The following is a 17,308-nucleotide window of genomic DNA, read 5'->3' on the forward strand; positions in this document are numbered from 1 at the left end:
GCGAGCACGCCCGCCGCCCCGGCGGCGAGGCCGACCGGCTGCGGCGGCTGCTCTGCCACGAGCCGCGCGGCCACGCCGACATGTACGGCTGCTTCCTCGTCCCTCCGGACGACCCGGGAGCCCACCTCGGGGCGCTGTTCTGGCACAAGGACGGCTTCTCCACCGCCTGCGGGCACGGCACGATCGCGCTCGGCGTCCACGTCGTCCGCGAGGGCCTGGTGCCCGCCGCGCCCGACGGGGAGACCGACGTCGTGGTGGACGTGCCGTCGGGGCGCGTCACCGCCCGGGTCCGCCGCGCGGCCGGGCGGATCGTGGCCGTCACGTTCGTCGGCGTCCCGTCGTTCGTGCTCGCCCGCGACGTCCCCGCGGACGGCACCCGCGTGGACCTCGCCTACGGCGGCGCCGTCTACGCCAGCCTGCCGGCCCGCGCGGCGGGGCTGGAGGCGCGGCCCGAGCACCTGACCGAGCTGATCGCCCGCGCCCGCCGGATCAAGCGGGCGCTGGAGGGGCACCCGGCCACGCGGCACCCCGAGGACCAGCGGCTGTCCGGCGTCTACGGCGTGATCTTCCATGACGACCTGCCCGGCGAGGACGGCCACGTCCGCCAGCGCAACGTCACCGTCTTCGCCGACGGCGAGGTGGACCGCTCGCCGTGCGGCTCCGGCACGGCCGCGCGCCTGGCGCTGCTGCACGACGACGGGGTCCGCGAGCCGCTGATCCACGACAGCGTCGTGGGCTCCACCTTCCGGGCCCGCGTCGCCCGGGTCACGGGGGAGGCGGTGGTGCCGGAGGTCGAGGGAATGGCGTACCGCACCGGCCGGCACGCCTTCGAGCTGGATCCGGACGACCCGCTCGGCACCGGGTTCGTGCTGAGGTGACGCGTGCAGGATGATCCGAGCATGGACGCCCGGCCCGGCCCCGCCCCGTGGAGTCCGGGCCCGTCCGCTGCGGCGCTGCCCTACCTCGACGCCGGCACGCTGCGACGGCTGGTGCCCGTCGCGCGGGCGGTGGGCATCCTGGAGGACGCGCTGCGGGCCGGGCTGGACCCCGAGGACACGCCCCTGCGCACCGCCGCGGACCTGCCCGGCGGCCAGCTTCTGCTGATGCCCGCAGCCGCGGGCCGGTACGCGGGGGTCAAGGCCGTCACCGTCGCCCCGGGCAACGCGGAGCGCGGGCTGCCCCGCATCCAGGGGACGTACCTGCTGTTCGAGGGCGGCACCCTGACGCCGCTGGCCGCCCTCGACGGGGTCGCGCTCACCTCGCTGCGCACCCCGGCCGTCTCCGCGCTGGCCGTGCGCCACCTGGCCGAGCCGGACGCGCGCGACCTGCTGGTGTTCGGCACGGGGCCGCAGGCGTACGGGCACGTCGAGGCGTTCGCCGCGGTACGCCCCGTCCAGACCGTCACCGTCGCAGGCCGCGACGCCGCCCGGGCCGAAGCGCTGGCCGCCCACTGCCGTGATCTGGGCCTGCGCGCCCGCGCGCTGCCCGTGACGGGCTCCGCCCCGGAGCCGGGCGCGCTGCGCGAGGCGCTCTGCCGGGCCGACCTCGTCGCCTGCTGCACCACCGCCAGGCTGCCGCTGTTCCCCGGCGCCCTGCCCCGCGACGGCGCCACCGTCGTCGCGGTCGGCTCGCACGAGCCCGACGCCCGCGAGCTCGACGACGAGCTCGTCGCCCGCGCCACCGTGGTCGTCGAGGCCCGCTCCTCCGCCCTGGCCGAGGCGGGGGACGTGATGGCGCCGATCCGCCACGGTACGATCACCACTGGTCATCTCGCCGGAAACCTCGCCGAGCTGATCGCCGGCCGGGTCGCCCCGGGTCCCGGGCCTCGCGTCTTCAAGAGCACGGGCATGGCGTGGGAGGACCTGGTGGTGGCGGCAGCCGCGTACGAGGCGTGGGACGTAGCGAAGGGATGAGCGCATGGGCGCGGAGCACCGGCTCGACCTGCCGGCCGTCGGAGAGCGGCAGAGCCTGCGCGAGCAGGTGGCCCACGCGCTGCGCGCGGCGCTGGTCACGGGCGAGATGCGCCCCGGGGTGGTCTACTCCGCGCCCGCGCTGGCGCAGCAGTTCGGCGTCTCGGCCACGCCCGTCCGCGAGGCGATGCTCGACCTGGCCAAGGAGGGCCTCGTCGAGGCCGTGCGCAACAAGGGCTTCCGCGTAGCCGAGCTGTCCGCCCGCGACCTGGACGAGCTGACCGAGCTGCGGCGGCTGATCGAGGTGCCGACCGTGACGCGACTGGCCGGCGGCGCCCCCGCCACGGGGTTCGCCCGGCTCCGGCCGCTGGCCGAGGAGATCGTCGCGGCCGCCGAGCGGGGCGACCTGCTCGCGTACGTGGACGCGGACCTGCGCTTCCACGTGGAGCTGCTGGCCCTGTCGGGCAACTCCCGCCTGGTGTCGATCGTCACGGACCTGCGCACCCGCGCCCGCCTGTACGGGCTGTCGACGCTGCCGGGCGACAAGCTGGCCGGGTCGGCGCGCGAGCACCTGGCCCTGCTCGACGCGCTGGAGGCCGGCGACCGCGACGCGGTGGGGCACATCATGGCCGAGCACATCGGCCACGTCCGCGGCATCTGGGCCGGCCCCGAGCAGACCGGCCAGGAGCCGGCCGGCGCCTAGAACGCCCTGGAACGCCCCAGAGCGTCCGGGAGCGGCCGGGAGGTCGGGCTCAGCGGGAGCGGGTCGCGCCCAGGCTCGCCGCCACGATGCAGGCGATGGCCGCCCACTGCTGCATGTGCAGCACCTCGCCCAGCACCACCAGCCCGATCATCGCCGCCACGGCCGGCTCCAGGCTCATGAGGATGCCGAACACGTGCTTGGGCATCCGGCGCAGCGCCTGCAGCTCCAGCGAGTACGGGATCACCGACGACAGCAGCCCCACCCCGAGCCCGATGAGCACCAGCTCGGGCTGGAGCAGGTCGGCCCCGCCCGTCGCGACGCCCACCGGCGCCACCACCACGGCCGAGACGATCATCGCGAACGACAGCCCCGACGTCCCTGGGAAGCGCCGCCCCGCCGCGGCCGACAGCACGATGTAGGCCGCCCAGCAGACGCCGGCCACCAGGGCGAACCCGATGCCGGCCCAGCTCACGCTCTGCGACTGGCCCCACGGCGCGAGCAGCACGACGCCCAGCCCGGCCAGCCCGACCCACAGCAGGTCCAGCCGCCGCCGCGACGCGGCCACGGCCACGCCGAGCGGGCCGAGGAACTCGATCGCCACCGCGATCCCCATCGGCAGCCGCGACAACGCCTCGTAGAACGACAGGTTCATCAGGCCGAGCGTCGCGCCGAAGCCGAGCCCGACCGCCCAGTGGCGCCAGGACATCCCCCGGAGCTTCGGCCGGGCCACCGCGCCCATGATGATCGCGCCCGCCGTGATCCGCAGGAACACCACCGCACTCGGCGGCAGCGCCGCGAACAGCTCCTTGGCGAACCCCGCGCCGAGCTGCACGGAGAAGATCGCCAGCAGGACGAGCCCCGACGGCGGCATGGAGTCGGCCGCCGAGCGCAGGAGACTTCCCGGCCGCGGTACTCCTGACCTGCGGTCGAAGGGGTCGTCGAGGGCGAAGGCGGTCACGGTACTCCTCGGGGAGCTGGTCAGGCGCCCGGCCGGAACAGGGCGATAGCTGAGGATAGTCGCCGACCTCGATATTTCCCCACTTGGGGTGGTAGGACGAATGTCCGTCACCCGAACACCTCCGGTCCCGCGATGGAGACATGACCGCACCCGCTCCGCCCGTCACCCTGGTGCGGCCGCCGTTCGCGCTGTCCGCGGCGTCCTTCGTCAGCAGCTTCGACCGCTTCGCCGTCGGCCCCATGCTGGTGCTGATCGCCCTGGACCTCCGCGTCACGCTCGCCGCGGCCGTCGCGGCGGCCAGCGGCTACTACCTCGCCTACGGCCTGTCCCAGCCGCTGTGGGGGGTGCTGTCCGACCGGTTCGGGCGCATGCCGGTGATGCGGGCCGCGCTGCTGGGCGCCACCGCGGCGGGCCTGGCCTCCGCGCTGATGCCCTCGCTCGTCCCGCTGGTCACGCTCCGCGTCGTGGCGGGCGCCTGCTTCGGCGCCGTGATCCCCACCTCGCTCACGTACGTCGGCGACACCGTCGCGGCGCCGATCCGCCAGCGCGCCCTGACGGACCTCATGGGCACGGCCGCGCTCGGCACCGCCGTGGCGACCGGCTTCGGCGGCGTGCTGGCCGACCTGGTGAGCTGGCGCGTGGTCTTCGTCACGGCCGCCCTGTGCGCCCTGGCGTGCGCGCTCGGCCTGCGCTCGGTGCCGGAGCCGTCCCGGGGCGCCGTCGGCGGGCTCGGCGCGCACGTGGGCGCGGTGCTGCGGGAGCGGTGGGCGCTGCTGGTGTTCGCGCTGGCGTTCGTGGAGGGGGCCGTCCTGCTGGGGCTGCTGCCGTTCCTGGCCACCGCGCTCCAGCACCACGGGGTCACGGCCGCCGTGGCGGGCCTGGCCACCGCGGTGTACGGGGTGGGGCTGTGGCTGCTGAGCCGGCTGGTCAAGCGGTTGTCGCGGACCTGGCCGGCGCCGCTGCTCATCGCGGTCGGCGGCACGCAGCTCTGCCTCGGGCACGCGCTCGTCGCCGTCCACGTGAACCTGGTGACGGTGATGGCGGCGGCGCTGCTGTTCGGCGGCGGCTGGTCGTTCATGCACTCGTCACTGCAGAACTGGGCGACCAGCGTCGCGCCCCGCGCCAGGGGGACGGCCGTGGCGTTCTTCGCGGCGGCGTTGTTCATCGGCGGGGCGGCCTCGTCCTGGGCGGGCGGGCCGCTCGCCGGTGACGGGTCGTACGGGCTGCTGTTCGGCGTGGCGGCGGCGGTGGCGCTGCCGCTCACGGCCGTCGCCGTCATGGGCCGCCACAGGTACGGCACGCCCCCGCCGGACGCCCCGCGACCGGCGTGACCGTTCGCACCGGCCGCGGGACGTGCGGGCGTCACCGGTGCCAGGCGTCACTCCCAGCGGAACGTGCGCGAGGCCAGCCCGAGGGACAGCACCGCCCACGCGGCCAGCACCCCCAGCGCGCCCAGCGGGAGCGCCCCGCCCGACAGCACCGTCCGCAGCCCCCCGGTGAGCGCCGAGATGGGCAGCACCTCCAGCGCCGGCCGCACCGCCTCCGGCAGCTTCGACAGCGGGAACATCACCCCGCCCGCCCCCAGCAGCACCAGGTAGACGAGGTTGGCCGCGGCCAGCGTCGCCTCGGCCCGCAGCGTGCCGGCCATGAGCAGCGCGAGCCCGCTGAAGGCCGCCGTGCCCAGCACCACGAGCAGCGCCGCCGCCGCGAACGACCCGTGCGGCCGCCAGCCGAGCGCCAGTCCCACCGCCGTGACCACCACGACCTGGAGGAGCTCCACCACGAGCACCGCCGCCGTCTTGGCCAGCATGAGCCCGGCCCGCGACAGCGGGGTCGCGCCGAGCCGCTTCAGCACGCCGTAGCGCCGCTCGAACCCGGTCGCGATCGCCTGCCCGGTGAACGCCGTCGACATGACCGCCAGCGCGAGCACGCCAGGGGCCAGGAACGCCACCCGGCTGCCCCCGCCCACGTCGATGAGCGGCGCCACCGTGAACCCGGCGAGCAGCAGCACCGGGATGACGAGGGTGAGCAGGAGCTGCTCGCCGTTGCGCAGCGTCGCGCGCACCTCCGCGCCCGCCTGGGCGAGCACCATGCGCGGGAACGGCGCCGCCCCCGGCGCGGGCGTGAGGTCCAGCGTGGTCGTGTGCGGCGCCGTCATCGCAGCTCCCTGCCCGTCAGTTCCAGGAAGACGTCCTCCAGCGTGCGGCGCTCGATGCGCAGGTCGTCGGCCGTGACGCCCTCGGCCGCGCACCAGGCGGTCACGGTGGCCAGCAGCTCGGGGCCCACCTGCCCCTCGACGATGTAGTGGCCGGCCGGCGACTCCTTGGCCGCGCTGCCCGACGGCAGGGCGTTGAGCAGCTCCTCCAGCGCCAGCCCGGGGCGGGCGCGGAAGCGGAGCTGCCGCTCGGCGCCGGTCAGCGTGGCCGGGCTGCCCTCGGCCACCACCCGTCCGCCGTCGATGATCACGACGTGGTCGGCCAGCCGCTCGGCCTCGTCCATGTGGTGCGTGGTGAGCACCACCGAGACGCCCGCCGCGCGCAGGTCGGCCACGAGGTCCCAGCAGGCGTGCCGGGCCTGCGGGTCGAGCCCGGCCGTCGGCTCGTCGAGGAACACCAGCTCCGGCCGCCCGACGACCGCCGCGGCCAGCGACAGCCGCTGCTGCTGCCCGCCCGACAGCCGGCGGTACGGGGTGCGGGCGTGGGCGGCCAGGCCCAGCCGTACGAGCAGGGCCTCGACGTCGAGGGGACGGGCGTAGAAGCGGGACACCAGGCGCAGCCACTCGCCGCAGCGCGTCGCGGGCGGCACGCCGCCCGACTGGAGCATGACCCCCACCCGGGGCCGCAGCGCGGGGGCGTCGGGCGGCAGGCCCAGCACCCGCACGGTGCCCCCGTCGGCTGTGCGGAACCCCTCGCAGATCTCCACCGTGGACGTCTTGCCCGCGCCGTTGGGCCCGAGCACGGCCGTCACCGCGCCGCGGCCGGCGCGCAGCGACAGGCCGTCGACCGCGGTCGTGCCGTCGTAGCGCTTGACCAGGCCGATGATCTCGACGGCTGGGGAGTCCATGGCCACGAGTCTAAGGACTGCGGGCAGCGGTCTCGTGCGCAGCCCGGCCGCTGCCGGATCACCCGCCCGATCACCCGTCCCGGCCCCGGCCCGGCTCCTGGCCGGATATGGCCACCTGTTTGCCCGGCGTTTCCCGGCAGGGGCACGGACCGGGTGAAAGCCTGATGGCGGGGGAGAGCCGGGCGGCCGTCGACGGCGACGGCGGCCGGCGAGGACGGCAAGGAGGGTTCCCATGTCAGAGCGCAGCGCCTACGAGCCGGGTGTCCCGTGCTGGGTGGATCTGTCGAGTTCCGACGTCGGCGCGTCGGTGCGCTTCTACGGCGAGGTCTTCGGCTGGCGGGCCGAGATGGCCGACGACCCCGCGGCCGGGGGCTACGGCCAGTTCTTCCACGGTGACAAGCGGGTCGCCGGCGTGGGCCCCCTGTACGGCGAGGGCATGCCGCCCCACTGGAACACCTACGTGGCCGTCGAGGACGCCGACGCGACCGTCGACCGGGTCAAGAACGCCGGCGGGGCCGTCGTGGCCGGGCCGATGCAGGTCATGGAGGAGGGCCGGATGGCGGTCCTGCAGAGCCCCGACGGCGCGTACGCGTCGATCTGGCAGGCGGGCCGCCACCCCGGCGCCGAGCTGGTCAACGAGCCGGTCTCGTTCTGCTGGGCCGAGCTGGTCACCCGCGACCCCGGGGCGGCGGAGCGGTTCTACCGGACGGTGTTCGGCTGGACCCCGCAGCCGCAGCAGATGGACGGCGTCACCTACACCGAGTGGCACTCCGGCGGCCGGAGTGTCGCCGGAATGATCGAGATGAGCCCCATGTACCCGCCGGAGACGCCGTCGCACTGGATGGTCTACTTCGCGGTCGCCGACCTCGACGCGACCATCGCGGCGGCCCGGCGCGGCGGCGCGCAGATCCTCGTGGAGTCCATGGACGCGCCGCCGGGCCGGTTCGGGATGCTCACGGACCCGCAGGGGGCGGCCCTGTCGGTGATCCAGCTCACCGAAAATCAGTAAAAATCAGATAACCGGGAATTAGGAGGACTTTACCGCTGTTGGACTCCCTCGGCCCTCGTGGGCCGCAGCCTGCGAGGGAGAGGGGTACACGCATGTCCGTGGCGCCGGCGGCATCGTCCGCATCAGCGTCGTCCATAACGGGGTCGTCCGTGACTGGGTCGTCCGTAAATGGGGCGTCCGTGAACGGGTCGTCCGTATCAGGGTCGCCGACGGCATCCGAACCGGCGGGGATCGAGGGGGACGACCGTCAGGCGAAGCGGGGCACGGCCCTGCTCCTGTTCGTGCTCGGCGCGCTGTCGGCCATCGGCCCGCTGTCCATCGACATGTACCTGCCCGCGCTGCCCGCCATCACCGGCGAGCTGCTCAGCACGCCCGCCCAGGTCCAGCTCACGCTGACGGCCTGCCTCATCGGCGTCTCCGCCGGCCAGGTGGTCGCCGGCCCCGTGAGCGACGTGCGCGGGCGCAGGATGCCGCTGCTCGTCGGGGTCGCCGGGTTCGCGCTGTCCTCGCTGCTGTGCGCGTTCGCGCCGTCCGTGCCCGTGCTCATCGGGCTGCGGCTGCTGCAGGGCGTGCTCGGCGGCGCGGCCCTGGTGATCGTCCGCGCCGTGGTGCGCGACCTGTACGACGGCGCCGCGATCGCCCGCATCTTCGCCACGCTCATGCTCGTCAGCGGCCTCGCGCCGATCCTCGCGCCCGTGGCCGGCGCCCAGCTGCTGGAGTTCACCTCGTGGCGGGGCGTGTTCGTCGCGCTCAGCGTCGCCGGGGTGGTGCTGCTGCTGGCCGTGGTCTTCGGGGTGCGCGAGACCCTGCCGGCGGGAAGCCGGGAGAGCGGCGGCCTGCGGCACACCCTGCGCACCTTCGGCCGGCTGCTGCGCGACCGCCCGTTCATGGGCTCCGCCCTGACGGCCGGGCTGGGGTTCGCCGCGATGTTCGCCTACATCTCCGGATCGCCGTTCGTGATCCAGGAGGTGTACCACGCCACGCCCTCGCAGTACTCCCTCATCTTCGGGCTCAACGCGCTCGGCCTGACCGTCATGGCGCAGGTCGGCGGGCGGCTCGCGGGCCGGGTGGCGCCGGCGCGGCTGGTCTTCACCGGCCTGGCCGTCGCCGTCGCGGGCGCCGCGCTGCTGCTGGCGGCCGCGGCCACCGGGCTCGGGCTGGCCGGGATCGTGGCGGGGCTGTTCGTCATCATGTGCGGGCAGGGCCTCGTCCTGCCGGGCACCGGCGCGCTCGCCCTGGCCGGGCAGCCGCCGCAGGTCGCGGGCAGCGCCTCCGCCCTGCTCGGGGTGCTGCAGTTCGCGCTGGGCGCGCTGGCGGCCCCGCTGGTGGGTCTCGTGGGGTCCGGCTCGGCGACGCCGATGGCCGCCGTCATGCTGGTGCTGCTCGTTCTCGCGGCCCTCGTCTTCACCGTTCTGCGGGGACGGCCGCGGGGGTCCCTCCAGGCCGCCGAGCAGGGGATTAGGTAAGCCTTACCTGAGTGAGAAATTGCATTGACTCATTCCACGGATCCATTTGTGGGGCGGGAAGGAATTACGGCACACTGATGTTGTGAAAAACGTGTCCACCACGATCGAGCCAGGCAGTGAGCGCAGCACCCGTGCGCGCGTGGCCCGGCTCATCCTGGAGCACGGTCCCATCGCGGCCGCCGCGCTGGGCGAACGGCTCGGGCTGACCCCGGCCGCCGTCCGCCGCCATCTCGACGCGCTGCTGTCCGACGGGATGATAGAGCCTCGCACGGTACGGCCACGCGGCCAGCGCGGGCGAGGGCGACCGGCCAAGCTGTTCGCCATCACCGACGCGGGGCGCAGTGCCTTCGAGCACGCCTATGACGACCTGGCCGGGAGCGCCCTGCGCTTCCTGGCCGAGCGCATGGGGGACGAAGCGGTGACCGACTTCGCCCGCACACAGGTCTCCGGCCTGCTGCGGCGGCTGGAGCCGGTCATGAGCTCGGTGGCCCCGGAGCGGCGCGTCGAGGTGCTGGCGCAGGCGCTCTCCGCGGAGGGCTACGCCGCCTCCTCCACCAAGGCCAAGTCGGGCGGTGACCAGCTCTGCCAGCACCACTGCCCCGTGGCGCACGTGGCGGCGGAGTTCCCGCAGCTCTGCGAGGCCGAGACGGAGGCGTTCGCGCGACTCCTCGGCACCCCCGTGCAGCGCCTGGCCACGATCGCCCATGGCGACGGGGTCTGCACCACGCACGTCAGCCCGCAATCGCTGGGTGATCCCGTACATAGAGACAAGAGCAAGGAGACCGGAAGGTGACTGTCACCGACCGCCCGGAGCTGGAAGGCCTCGGAAATTACAAGTTCGGCTGGGCCGACCCGGATGCCGCCGGGGCGGCGGCCAAGCGCGGCCTGTCCGAGGAAGTCGTGCGCAACATCTCCGGGCTCAAGAACGAGCCGGAGTGGATGCTCGACCTTCGCCTGAAGGGCCTCCGCCTGTTCGACAAGAAGCCGCTGCCCACCTGGGGTTCCGACCTCACCGGCATCGACTTCGACAACATCAAGTACTTCGTCCGCTCGACGGAGAAGCAGGCCGCCTCCTGGGACGAGCTGCCCGCGGACATCAAGAACACCTACGACAAGCTGGGCATCCCCGAGGCGGAGAAGCAGCGCCTCATCGCCGGCGTCGCCGCCCAGTACGAGTCCGAGGTCGTCTACCACAAGATCCGTGAGGACCTCGAGGAGAAGGGTGTCATCTTCGTCGACACCGACACGGGCCTGAAGGAGCACGAGGAGCTCTTCAAGGAGTACTTCGGCTCGGTCATCCCGGTCGGCGACAACAAGTTCGCCGCTCTCAACACCTCCGTGTGGTCCGGTGGCTCGTTCATCTACGTGCCGCCGAACGTCGAGGTCGAGATCCCGCTCCAGGCGTACTTCCGGATCAACACCGAGAACATGGGCCAGTTCGAGCGGACCCTGATCATCGTGGACGAGAACTCCTACGTCCACTACGTCGAGGGCTGCACCGCGCCGATCTACTCGTCCGACTCGCTGCACTCCGCGGTCGTCGAGATCATCGTGAAGAAGAACGCCCGCTGCCGTTACACGACCATCCAGAACTGGTCGAACAACGTCTACAACCTGGTGACCAAGCGCGCCGTCGCCTACGAGGGCGCCACCATGGAGTGGATCGACGGCAACATCGGCTCCAAGGTCACGATGAAGTACCCGGCCGTCTACCTCATGGGCGAGCACGCCAAGGGCGAGACCCTGAGCGTCGCGTTCGCCGGCGAGGGCCAGCACCAGGACGCCGGCTCCAAGATGGTGCACCTGGCGCCGCACACCAGCTCCAGCGTCATCTCCAAGTCGGTGGCGCGCGGCGGCGGCCGCACCTCCTACCGCGGTCTCGTGCAGATCGAGGAGGGCGCCCACGGCAGCGCCAGCACCGTCAAGTGCGACGCGCTGCTCGTCGACCAGATCAGCCGCTCCGACACCTACCCCTACGTCGACGTCCGCGAGGACGACGTGTCGATGGGGCACGAGGCCACGGTCTCCAAGGTCAGCGAGGACCAGCTGTTCTACCTCATGAGCCGCGGGCTCGGCGAGGACGAGGCGATGGCGATGATCGTGCGCGGCTTCGTCGAGCCGATCGCGCGTGAGCTGCCGATGGAGTACGCGCTCGAGCTCAACCGGCTGATCGAGCTGCAGATGGAAGGAGCCGTCGGCTGATGGGCCTGAACGAGAAGCCCCTGTCGACCCTGCACGAGAAGGCGTCGTACGACCTGGGCGACTTCGACGTGCCCACCGGGCGCGAGGAAGCCTGGCGCTTCACCCCGCTGTCGCGCCTCAAGGGCCTGCACAACGGCAAGGCCGAGGCCACCGGACAGGTGGTCGTCCAGGCCTACACCCCGGCCGGCGTGAGCGCCGAGTGGGTCGGCCGCGACGACCCGCGCATCGGCCAGGCGTACGTGCCGGCCGACCGGGTCAGCGCCCAGGCCTACAACGCCTTCGAGAAGGCCCTGGTCATCACGGTGCCGAAGGAGGCCACCCCGCAGGAGCCGATCCGCGTCGAGGTGCGCGGCGGCGGCACCGACGGCGCCTCCTACGGCCACACCGTGGTCAGGGTGGAGCCGCTGGCCGAGGCCGTGGTCGTCATCGAGCACCAGGGCGGCGCGGTCTACGCCGACAACATCGAGTTCGTCGTCGGCGACGGCGCCTCCCTCAAGGTCGTCAGCCTCCAGGACTGGGAGGACGACGCGGTCCACGTGTCGCACCACCACGCCCAGCTGGCCAAGGACGCCACCTTCCGCAGCTTCGCGGTGACCCTCGGCGGCGACCTCGTCCGGCTGTCGCCCAGCGTGTCCTACACCGGCCCGGGCGGCGACGCCGACCTGTCCGGCGTGTACTTCGCCGACGCGGGCCAGCACCTGGAGCACCGCCTCCTGGTCGACCACTCGCAGCCCAACTGCAAGAGCAACGTCGACTACCGCGGCGCCCTGCAGGGCGAGAACGCCCACGCCGTCTGGATCGGCGACGTGATCATCAGGGTCGAGGCCGAGGGCACCGACACCTACGAGCTCAACCGCAACCTCATCCTCACCGACGGCGCCCGCGCCGACTCGGTGCCCAACCTGGAGATCCTCACCGGCGAGGTCGCCGGCGCGGGTCACGCCTCGACGTCGGGCCGCCTCGACGACGAGCACATCTTCTACCTGCAGGCCCGCGGCATCCCCTTCGACGAGGCGCGCCGCCTCGTCATCCGGGGCTTCCTCGGCCAGCTCATCGAGCGCATCCAGATCGACGAGATCCGCGAGCGCGTGATGAGCGCGGTGGAGGCGGAGCTGGCCCGATGAGTTTCGAGAAGGTGTGCAGCGTCACCGACATCCCCGACGGCGGGGTGATCGGCGTCGAGGTGGACGACACCCCGGTCGCGCTCGTCCGCAAGGGCGAGGAGGTCTTCGCCCTGCACGACATCTGCTCCCACGCCGAGGTCAAGCTCAGCGAGGGAGAGGTCTACGACGGCACGCTGGAGTGCTGGCTGCACGGCTCGTGCTTCGACGTCCGGACCGGCAAGCCCACCGGCCCCCCCGCCACCAGGCCCGTGAACACCTACACAGTCAAGATCGACGGCGACGACGTCCTCGTCTCGCTCTCGAAGGAGTCATAAACAATGTCCACCCTTGAGATCCGTGACCTCCAGGTCGCCGTCGACGACAAGGCGATCCTGCGCGGCGTCAACCTCACCGTGAGCTCCGGCGAGACCCACGCCATCATGGGCCCCAACGGCTCCGGCAAGTCCACCCTGGCCTACGCCATCGCCGGCCACCCCAAGTACACGATCACCGGCGGTCAGGTGCTGCTCGACGGCGTCGACCTGCTGGAGCTGTCGGTCGACGAGCGCGCCCGCGCCGGCCTGTTCCTCGCCATGCAGTACCCCGTCGAGGTCCCCGGCGTCTCGGTGTCCAACTTCCTGCGCTCGGCCGTCACCGCGGTGCGCGGCGAGGCGCCCAAGCTGCGCGAGTTCGCCAAGGACCTCAAGGGCGGCATGGACGCCCTGTCCATCGACGCGGCCTTCGCCCAGCGCAACCTCAACGAGGGCTTCTCCGGCGGTGAGAAGAAGCGCCACGAGATCCTCCAGCTCGAGCTGCTCAAGCCCAAGATCGCGGTGCTCGACGAGACCGACTCCGGCCTCGACGTCGACGCGCTGCGCGTGGTGTCGGAGGGCATCAACCGCTTCCGCGCCTCCGGCGAGACGGGCGTGCTGCTCATCACCCACTACACCCGCATCCTGCGCTACGTGAAGCCGGACTTCGTCCACGTCTTCGCGGCCGGCCGGATCGTCGAGGAGGGTGGGCCGGAGCTGGCCGACAAGCTCGAGTCCGAGGGCTACGAGCAGTACACGAAGGCGACTGCATGACTTATCCCACCAGCTTCGACGTGGAGAGGATCAGGAAGGACTTCCCGGTTCTCTCCCGCGAGCTGCCCGGCGGGCGCCCGCTCGTCTACCTCGACTCGGGCAACTCATCGCAGAAGCCCACGCCGGTCGTCGAGACGGTGCGCGAGCACCTGGCGATGCACTACAGCAACGTCGGGCGCGCCATGCACGTGCTCGGCGCCGAGTCGACCGAGGCGTACGAGAGCGCGCGCGACAAGGTGGCCGCGTTCGTCGGCGCGCCCTCACGCGACGAGGTGATCTTCACCAAGAACGCGTCCGAGGCGCTCAACCTGGTCGCCCACGCCTTCGGGCCCCACCTGTGGGCCCCGGGCGGCGAGGGCGCCGGCCAGGACGCCGACCCGCGCTTCGCGCTCGGCCCCGGCGACGAGATCGTCATCTCCGAGATGGAGCACCACTCCAACATCGTGCCGTGGCAGATGCTCGTCCAGCGCACCGGCGCGACGCTCAAGTGGTTCGGCGTCACCGACGAGGGCCGGCTCGACCTGTCGAACCTCGACGAGCTGGTCACCGAGCGGACGAAGATCGTGTCGATCGCCCACCAGTCCAACGTGCTCGGCACCGTCAACCCGGTCGCCGACGTGCTGCGGCGCGCCCGCGAGGTGGGCGCCCTGGTGATGCTCGACGCCTCCCAGTCCGTGCCCCACCACCCCGTGAACGTCGCCGAGCTGGGCGTCGACTTCGTGGCCTTCACCGGTCACAAGATGCTCGGCCCCTCCGGCATCGGCGTGCTGTGGGGACGCGGCGAGCTGCTCGACGTCATGCCCCCGTTCATGGGCGGCGGCGAGATGATCGAGGCGGTCTGGATGGACCACTCGACGTACGCGCCGATTCCGCACAAGTTCGAGGCGGGCACCCCGCCGATCGTCGAGGCCATCGGCCTCGGCGCGGCCGTCGACTACCTCCAGGCCGTCGGCCTGGACGCCATCGAGGCGCACGAGCGCACGCTCACGGCGTACGCGCTGGACGCGCTGCGCGAGGTGCCCACGCTGCGGCTCATCGGGCCCGACTCGCTGGACCGGCGGGGCGCCACCCTGTCCTTCACGCTGGAGGGCATCCACCCGCACGACGTGGGGCAGATCCTCGACGACAGCTTCGGCGTCGCCGTGCGCGTCGGCCACCACTGCGCCCGCCCCCTGCACCTCAGGTTCGGAATACCGGCGACCACGCGGGCGTCGTTCTACCTGTACAACACCACGGGCGAGATCGACGCCCTGGTGCGCGGCCTCCACCACGTCCAGAAAGTGTTCGCATAGCCATGATCGGCGAGTCGATGTACCAGGAGCTGATCCTGGAGCACTACAAGCACCCGCAGGGGCGGGGGCTGCGTGAGCCGTACGACGCCGAGGTCCACCACGTGAACCCGACGTGCGGCGACGAGATCACGCTCCGGGTGAAGCTCGGCGACGCCGGCCGGATCGAGGACGTCTCCTACGACGGCCAGGGCTGCTCCATCAGCCAGGCTGCCGCGTCGGTCCTGCACGAGCTGACCGCCGGCTCCACGGTGGAGGAGACCCTGTCGGTCGTCGACGAGTTCACCCGGCTCATGCAGGGCAGGGGCCAGGTGGAGGCCGACGAGGACGTCCTCGGCGACGCTGTGGCGTTCTCCGGGGTCGCGAAGTTCCCGGCCAGGGTCAAGTGCGCGCTGCTGTCGTGGATGGCCTACAAGGACGCTGTAGTGAGGAGTGCCAGCAGATGAGCAAGCCGGTGGAGACGCCCACCACGTTCGACGGTGAGGCCACCGTCGAGGAGGTCATGGAGGCGCTCAAGGACGTCGTCGACCCCGAGCTCGGCATCAACGTCGTCGACCTGGGCCTGATCTACGGCCTCAACCTCGACCCCGCCGAGGACGGCCGCCCCGTGGCCACCATCGACATGACGCTCACGAGTGCGGCCTGCCCGCTCACGGACGTTATCGAGGATCAGGCGCACTCCGCGCTCGATGGTATGGTCTCCGATGTGAAGATCAACTGGGTGTGGCTCCCGCCGTGGGGCCCCGACAAGATCACTGACGAGGGCCGTGAGCAGCTGCGTATGCTAGGCTTCAACGTCTGATCTCCTGACCTTCAGCATCAGTCAGCAGTATCAGCTTCCAGCACCACGTTCTGAGCAGTTCCAGCAGTACGTTCTGAGCAGTACGGCCGGCACCCCGGTGCCGGCCGCGTCCGTGCCACGGTCCGAGAGTCGGACCGGCCGGGGAATACCCGAGGTCTTCCCCGCGTTGGCACCACGTGCACCTAACGCACCATCGCGTGCGTTCGCCGCCTGCGGCCGGCAAGCGGGTGCGCGTAGACGGCCCTGATGCGTGCCGGTGAGATCACCGGCCGGGCCTGTCCCCACCCCAGCGGGTGCCGATCACCCGCGCCTGGCAATGAGTGCGGCACGGCGCCGCACGTCCTGGCTCGTCCTTTCGCAGAAGTGACGCGCCACTTCGACTGAAAGGCACGACGTTCGTGACCATGCTTGACGCTGTCCTGCCCGAGCTCGCCCCCGAGCAGGGCCTGCCCGAGCTCGCCCCCGAGCAGGGCATCTCCGAGTTCGAGCTGCTGGGTCTTCCCAAGCCGCTCGTGACCGGCCTGGCCCGCCAGGGCATCGACAGCCCCTTCCCCATCCAGACCGCGACCATCCCCGACGTCCTCACCGGCGCCGACGTCCTCGGCCGCGGCCAGACCGGCTCCGGCAAGACGCTCGCCTTCGGCCTGCCCACCATGGCCCGCCTGGCCGGCGTCCGGCCCGCGCCGGGCCGTCCCCGCGCGATGATCCTCGTCCCCACCCGCGAGCTGGCCCTTCAGGTCCACGACGCGCTGGAGCCGCTCGGCCGCGGCCTCGGCCTGCGGATGAAGGTCATCGTCGGCGGCATGTCCATGGGCAAGCAGATCGAGGCGCTGCGGCGCGGCGTCGACATCGTCATCGCCACGCCCGGCCGGCTCGGCGACCTCATCCGCCAGGGCGAGTGCTCGCTGTCCGACATCGAGGTGAGCGTCCTCGACGAGGCCGACCACATGTGTGACCTCGGCTTCTTCCCCGTCGTCACCGAGCTGCTCGCGCAGACCCCGGCCGGCGGGCAGCGGCTGCTGTTCTCCGCCACGCTCGACGGCGACGTCGACAAGCTTGTGCGGCGCTTCCTCAAGGACCCGATCACGCACTCCGTGGCTCCCGCGACCTCCCCGGTCGACACCATGGAGCACCACGTGATGCAGGTCACGCGTGACGACAAGTTCGACGTCACGGCCGAGATCGCCAACCGCGAGGGCCGCACGATCATCTTCGTCCGCACCCAGCACGGCGTGGACCGGCTGTGCAAGCAGCTGGCCCGGGTCGGCGTCAAGTCGGGCGGCCTGCACGGCGGCAAGCGCCAGAACCAGCGCACCCGCATCCTGGCCGAGTTCCGCGAGGGCTCCGTCAACGTGCTCGTCTGCACCGACGTCGCGGCCCGCGGCATCCACGTCGACAACATCAGCCTCGTGCTGCACGTCGACCCGCCGCAGGACCACAAGAGCTACCTCCACCGCGGCGGCCGCACGGCCCGCGCGGGCGAGAAGGGCACCGTCGTCACGCTGGTGCTGCCCAACGAGCGCCGCTCCACCGACCAGCTCACCCGCCGGGCCGGCATCCAGCCGTTCCGCCTCAAGGCCACCCCCGGACACCCGCGGGTCGCCGAGGTGACGGGCGCCCGCATGCCCGCCGCCCTCTACACCCGGCGCGAGCGCTTCCAGGGCTACCGCGACGCGCTGGAGGCGGCGGGGCTGCCGTTCGACCGGGCGCTCGTCGAG

Annotated in this window: 18 protein-coding genes; 15 read left to right on the top strand and 3 right to left on the bottom strand. The window is 72.4% G+C overall.

The genetic code is table 11. From position 1 onward, the window contains the following. The 3 genes from ABZS51_RS39085 to ABZS51_RS39095 form a co-directional block, all read left to right on the top strand. Nucleotides 1-878, top strand: an 878-nt coding sequence (locus tag ABZS51_RS39085) for a proline racemase family protein (protein ID WP_355452358.1), incomplete at its 5' end; no start/stop codon positions are given. Between the two features lie 3 nt (nt 879-881). Beyond that, nucleotides 882-1,913, top strand: coding sequence for an ornithine cyclodeaminase family protein (locus ABZS51_RS39090; RefSeq protein WP_355452362.1), 1,032 nt, complete (start codon nt 882-884; stop codon nt 1,911-1,913). Between the two features lie 4 nt (nt 1,914-1,917). Then, on the top strand, nt 1,918-2,613 hold the full coding sequence (locus ABZS51_RS39095; RefSeq protein WP_355452365.1) for a GntR family transcriptional regulator: 696 nt from the start codon (nt 1,918-1,920) through the stop codon (nt 2,611-2,613). A 49-nt stretch (nt 2,614-2,662) separates the two neighbouring features. Here the strand turns inward: ABZS51_RS39095 and ABZS51_RS39100 are convergent, their stop codons facing one another. After that, nucleotides 2,663-3,571, bottom strand: coding sequence for an EamA family transporter (locus tag ABZS51_RS39100; RefSeq protein ID WP_310708938.1), 909 nt, complete (start codon nt 3,569-3,571; stop codon nt 2,663-2,665). A gap of 140 nt (nt 3,572-3,711) precedes the next feature. On the opposite strand from ABZS51_RS39100, the gene ABZS51_RS39105 reads away from it, so the two are divergent. After that, a complete protein-coding gene (locus tag ABZS51_RS39105; RefSeq protein ID WP_355452368.1) occupies nt 3,712-4,902 on the top strand; it encodes an MFS transporter in 1,191 nt (396 codons plus the stop codon). Nucleotides 4,903-4,949: 47 nt separating this feature from the next. Here ABZS51_RS39105 and ABZS51_RS39110 read toward each other — a convergent pair whose 3' ends face one another. Next, nucleotides 4,950-5,729, bottom strand: coding sequence for an ABC transporter permease (locus ABZS51_RS39110; RefSeq protein WP_310708940.1), 780 nt, complete (start codon nt 5,727-5,729; stop codon nt 4,950-4,952). After that, on the bottom strand, nt 5,726-6,634 hold the full coding sequence (locus ABZS51_RS39115) for an ABC transporter ATP-binding protein (RefSeq protein WP_355452371.1): 909 nt from the start codon (nt 6,632-6,634) through the stop codon (nt 5,726-5,728). The genes ABZS51_RS39110 and ABZS51_RS39115 overlap by 4 nt, the downstream gene beginning before the upstream one ends. Nucleotides 6,635-6,866: 232 nt before the next feature. Here ABZS51_RS39115 and ABZS51_RS39120 point away from each other — a divergent pair, with 232 nt between their 5' ends. The 11 genes from ABZS51_RS39120 to ABZS51_RS39170 all read left to right on the top strand — a co-directional run. Then, nucleotides 6,867-7,643, top strand: coding sequence for a VOC family protein (locus ABZS51_RS39120; protein WP_355452374.1), 777 nt, complete (start codon nt 6,867-6,869; stop codon nt 7,641-7,643). 179 nt (nt 7,644-7,822) lie between these two features. Further along, nucleotides 7,823-9,109, top strand: coding sequence for a multidrug effflux MFS transporter (locus tag ABZS51_RS39125; RefSeq protein ID WP_355452377.1), 1,287 nt, complete (start codon nt 7,823-7,825; stop codon nt 9,107-9,109). A gap of 91 nt (nt 9,110-9,200) precedes the next feature. Continuing rightward, the gene (locus ABZS51_RS39130) at nt 9,201-9,902 is read left to right on the top strand and encodes a metalloregulator ArsR/SmtB family transcription factor (protein WP_355452380.1); all 702 of its coding nucleotides are present in this window, start codon (nt 9,201-9,203) and stop codon (nt 9,900-9,902) included. Beyond that, the gene (gene sufB, locus ABZS51_RS39135; RefSeq protein ID WP_310708944.1) at nt 9,899-11,311 is read left to right on the top strand and encodes a Fe-S cluster assembly protein SufB; all 1,413 of its coding nucleotides are present in this window, start codon (nt 9,899-9,901) and stop codon (nt 11,309-11,311) included. Before ABZS51_RS39130 ends, sufB begins: the two co-directional genes overlap by 4 nt. Beyond that, nucleotides 11,311-12,435 carry a Fe-S cluster assembly protein SufD gene (gene sufD, locus ABZS51_RS39140; protein ID WP_355452383.1) on the top strand — a complete coding sequence of 375 codons (1,125 nt, stop codon included), beginning with the start codon at nt 11,311-11,313 and terminating at the stop codon, nt 12,433-12,435. Before sufB ends, sufD begins: the two co-directional genes overlap by 1 nt. Further along, a complete protein-coding gene (locus ABZS51_RS39145; protein WP_310708946.1) occupies nt 12,432-12,749 on the top strand; it encodes a non-heme iron oxygenase ferredoxin subunit in 318 nt (105 codons plus the stop codon). Before sufD ends, ABZS51_RS39145 begins: the two co-directional genes overlap by 4 nt. A 3-nt stretch (nt 12,750-12,752) precedes the next feature. After that, nucleotides 12,753-13,499 (top strand): Fe-S cluster assembly ATPase SufC, encoded by a 747-nt coding sequence (gene sufC, locus ABZS51_RS39150; RefSeq protein ID WP_310708947.1) that lies wholly within the window; start codon nt 12,753-12,755, stop codon nt 13,497-13,499. Continuing rightward, nucleotides 13,496-14,791: a cysteine desulfurase gene (locus ABZS51_RS39155; protein ID WP_355452386.1), complete on the top strand. Its 1,296-nt coding sequence runs from the start codon at nt 13,496-13,498 to the stop codon at nt 14,789-14,791. Before sufC ends, ABZS51_RS39155 begins: the two co-directional genes overlap by 4 nt. A gap of 2 nt (nt 14,792-14,793) precedes the next feature. Continuing rightward, nucleotides 14,794-15,234, top strand: a complete 441-nt coding sequence (gene sufU, locus ABZS51_RS39160; protein ID WP_355452389.1) for a Fe-S cluster assembly sulfur transfer protein SufU — start codon at nt 14,794-14,796, stop codon at nt 15,232-15,234. After that, nucleotides 15,231-15,590 (top strand): metal-sulfur cluster assembly factor, encoded by a 360-nt coding sequence (locus tag ABZS51_RS39165; RefSeq protein WP_310708950.1) that lies wholly within the window; start codon nt 15,231-15,233, stop codon nt 15,588-15,590. The genes sufU and ABZS51_RS39165 overlap by 4 nt, the downstream gene beginning before the upstream one ends. A gap of 404 nt (nt 15,591-15,994) precedes the next feature. Continuing rightward, nucleotides 15,995-17,308, top strand: a 1,314-nt coding sequence (locus tag ABZS51_RS39170) for a DEAD/DEAH box helicase (protein WP_355452392.1), incomplete at its 3' end; no start/stop codon positions are given.

This window comes from Nonomuraea sp. NPDC005501, assembly GCF_040605905.1.
Taxonomy (GTDB): Bacteria; Actinomycetota; Actinomycetes; order Streptosporangiales; family Streptosporangiaceae; genus Nonomuraea.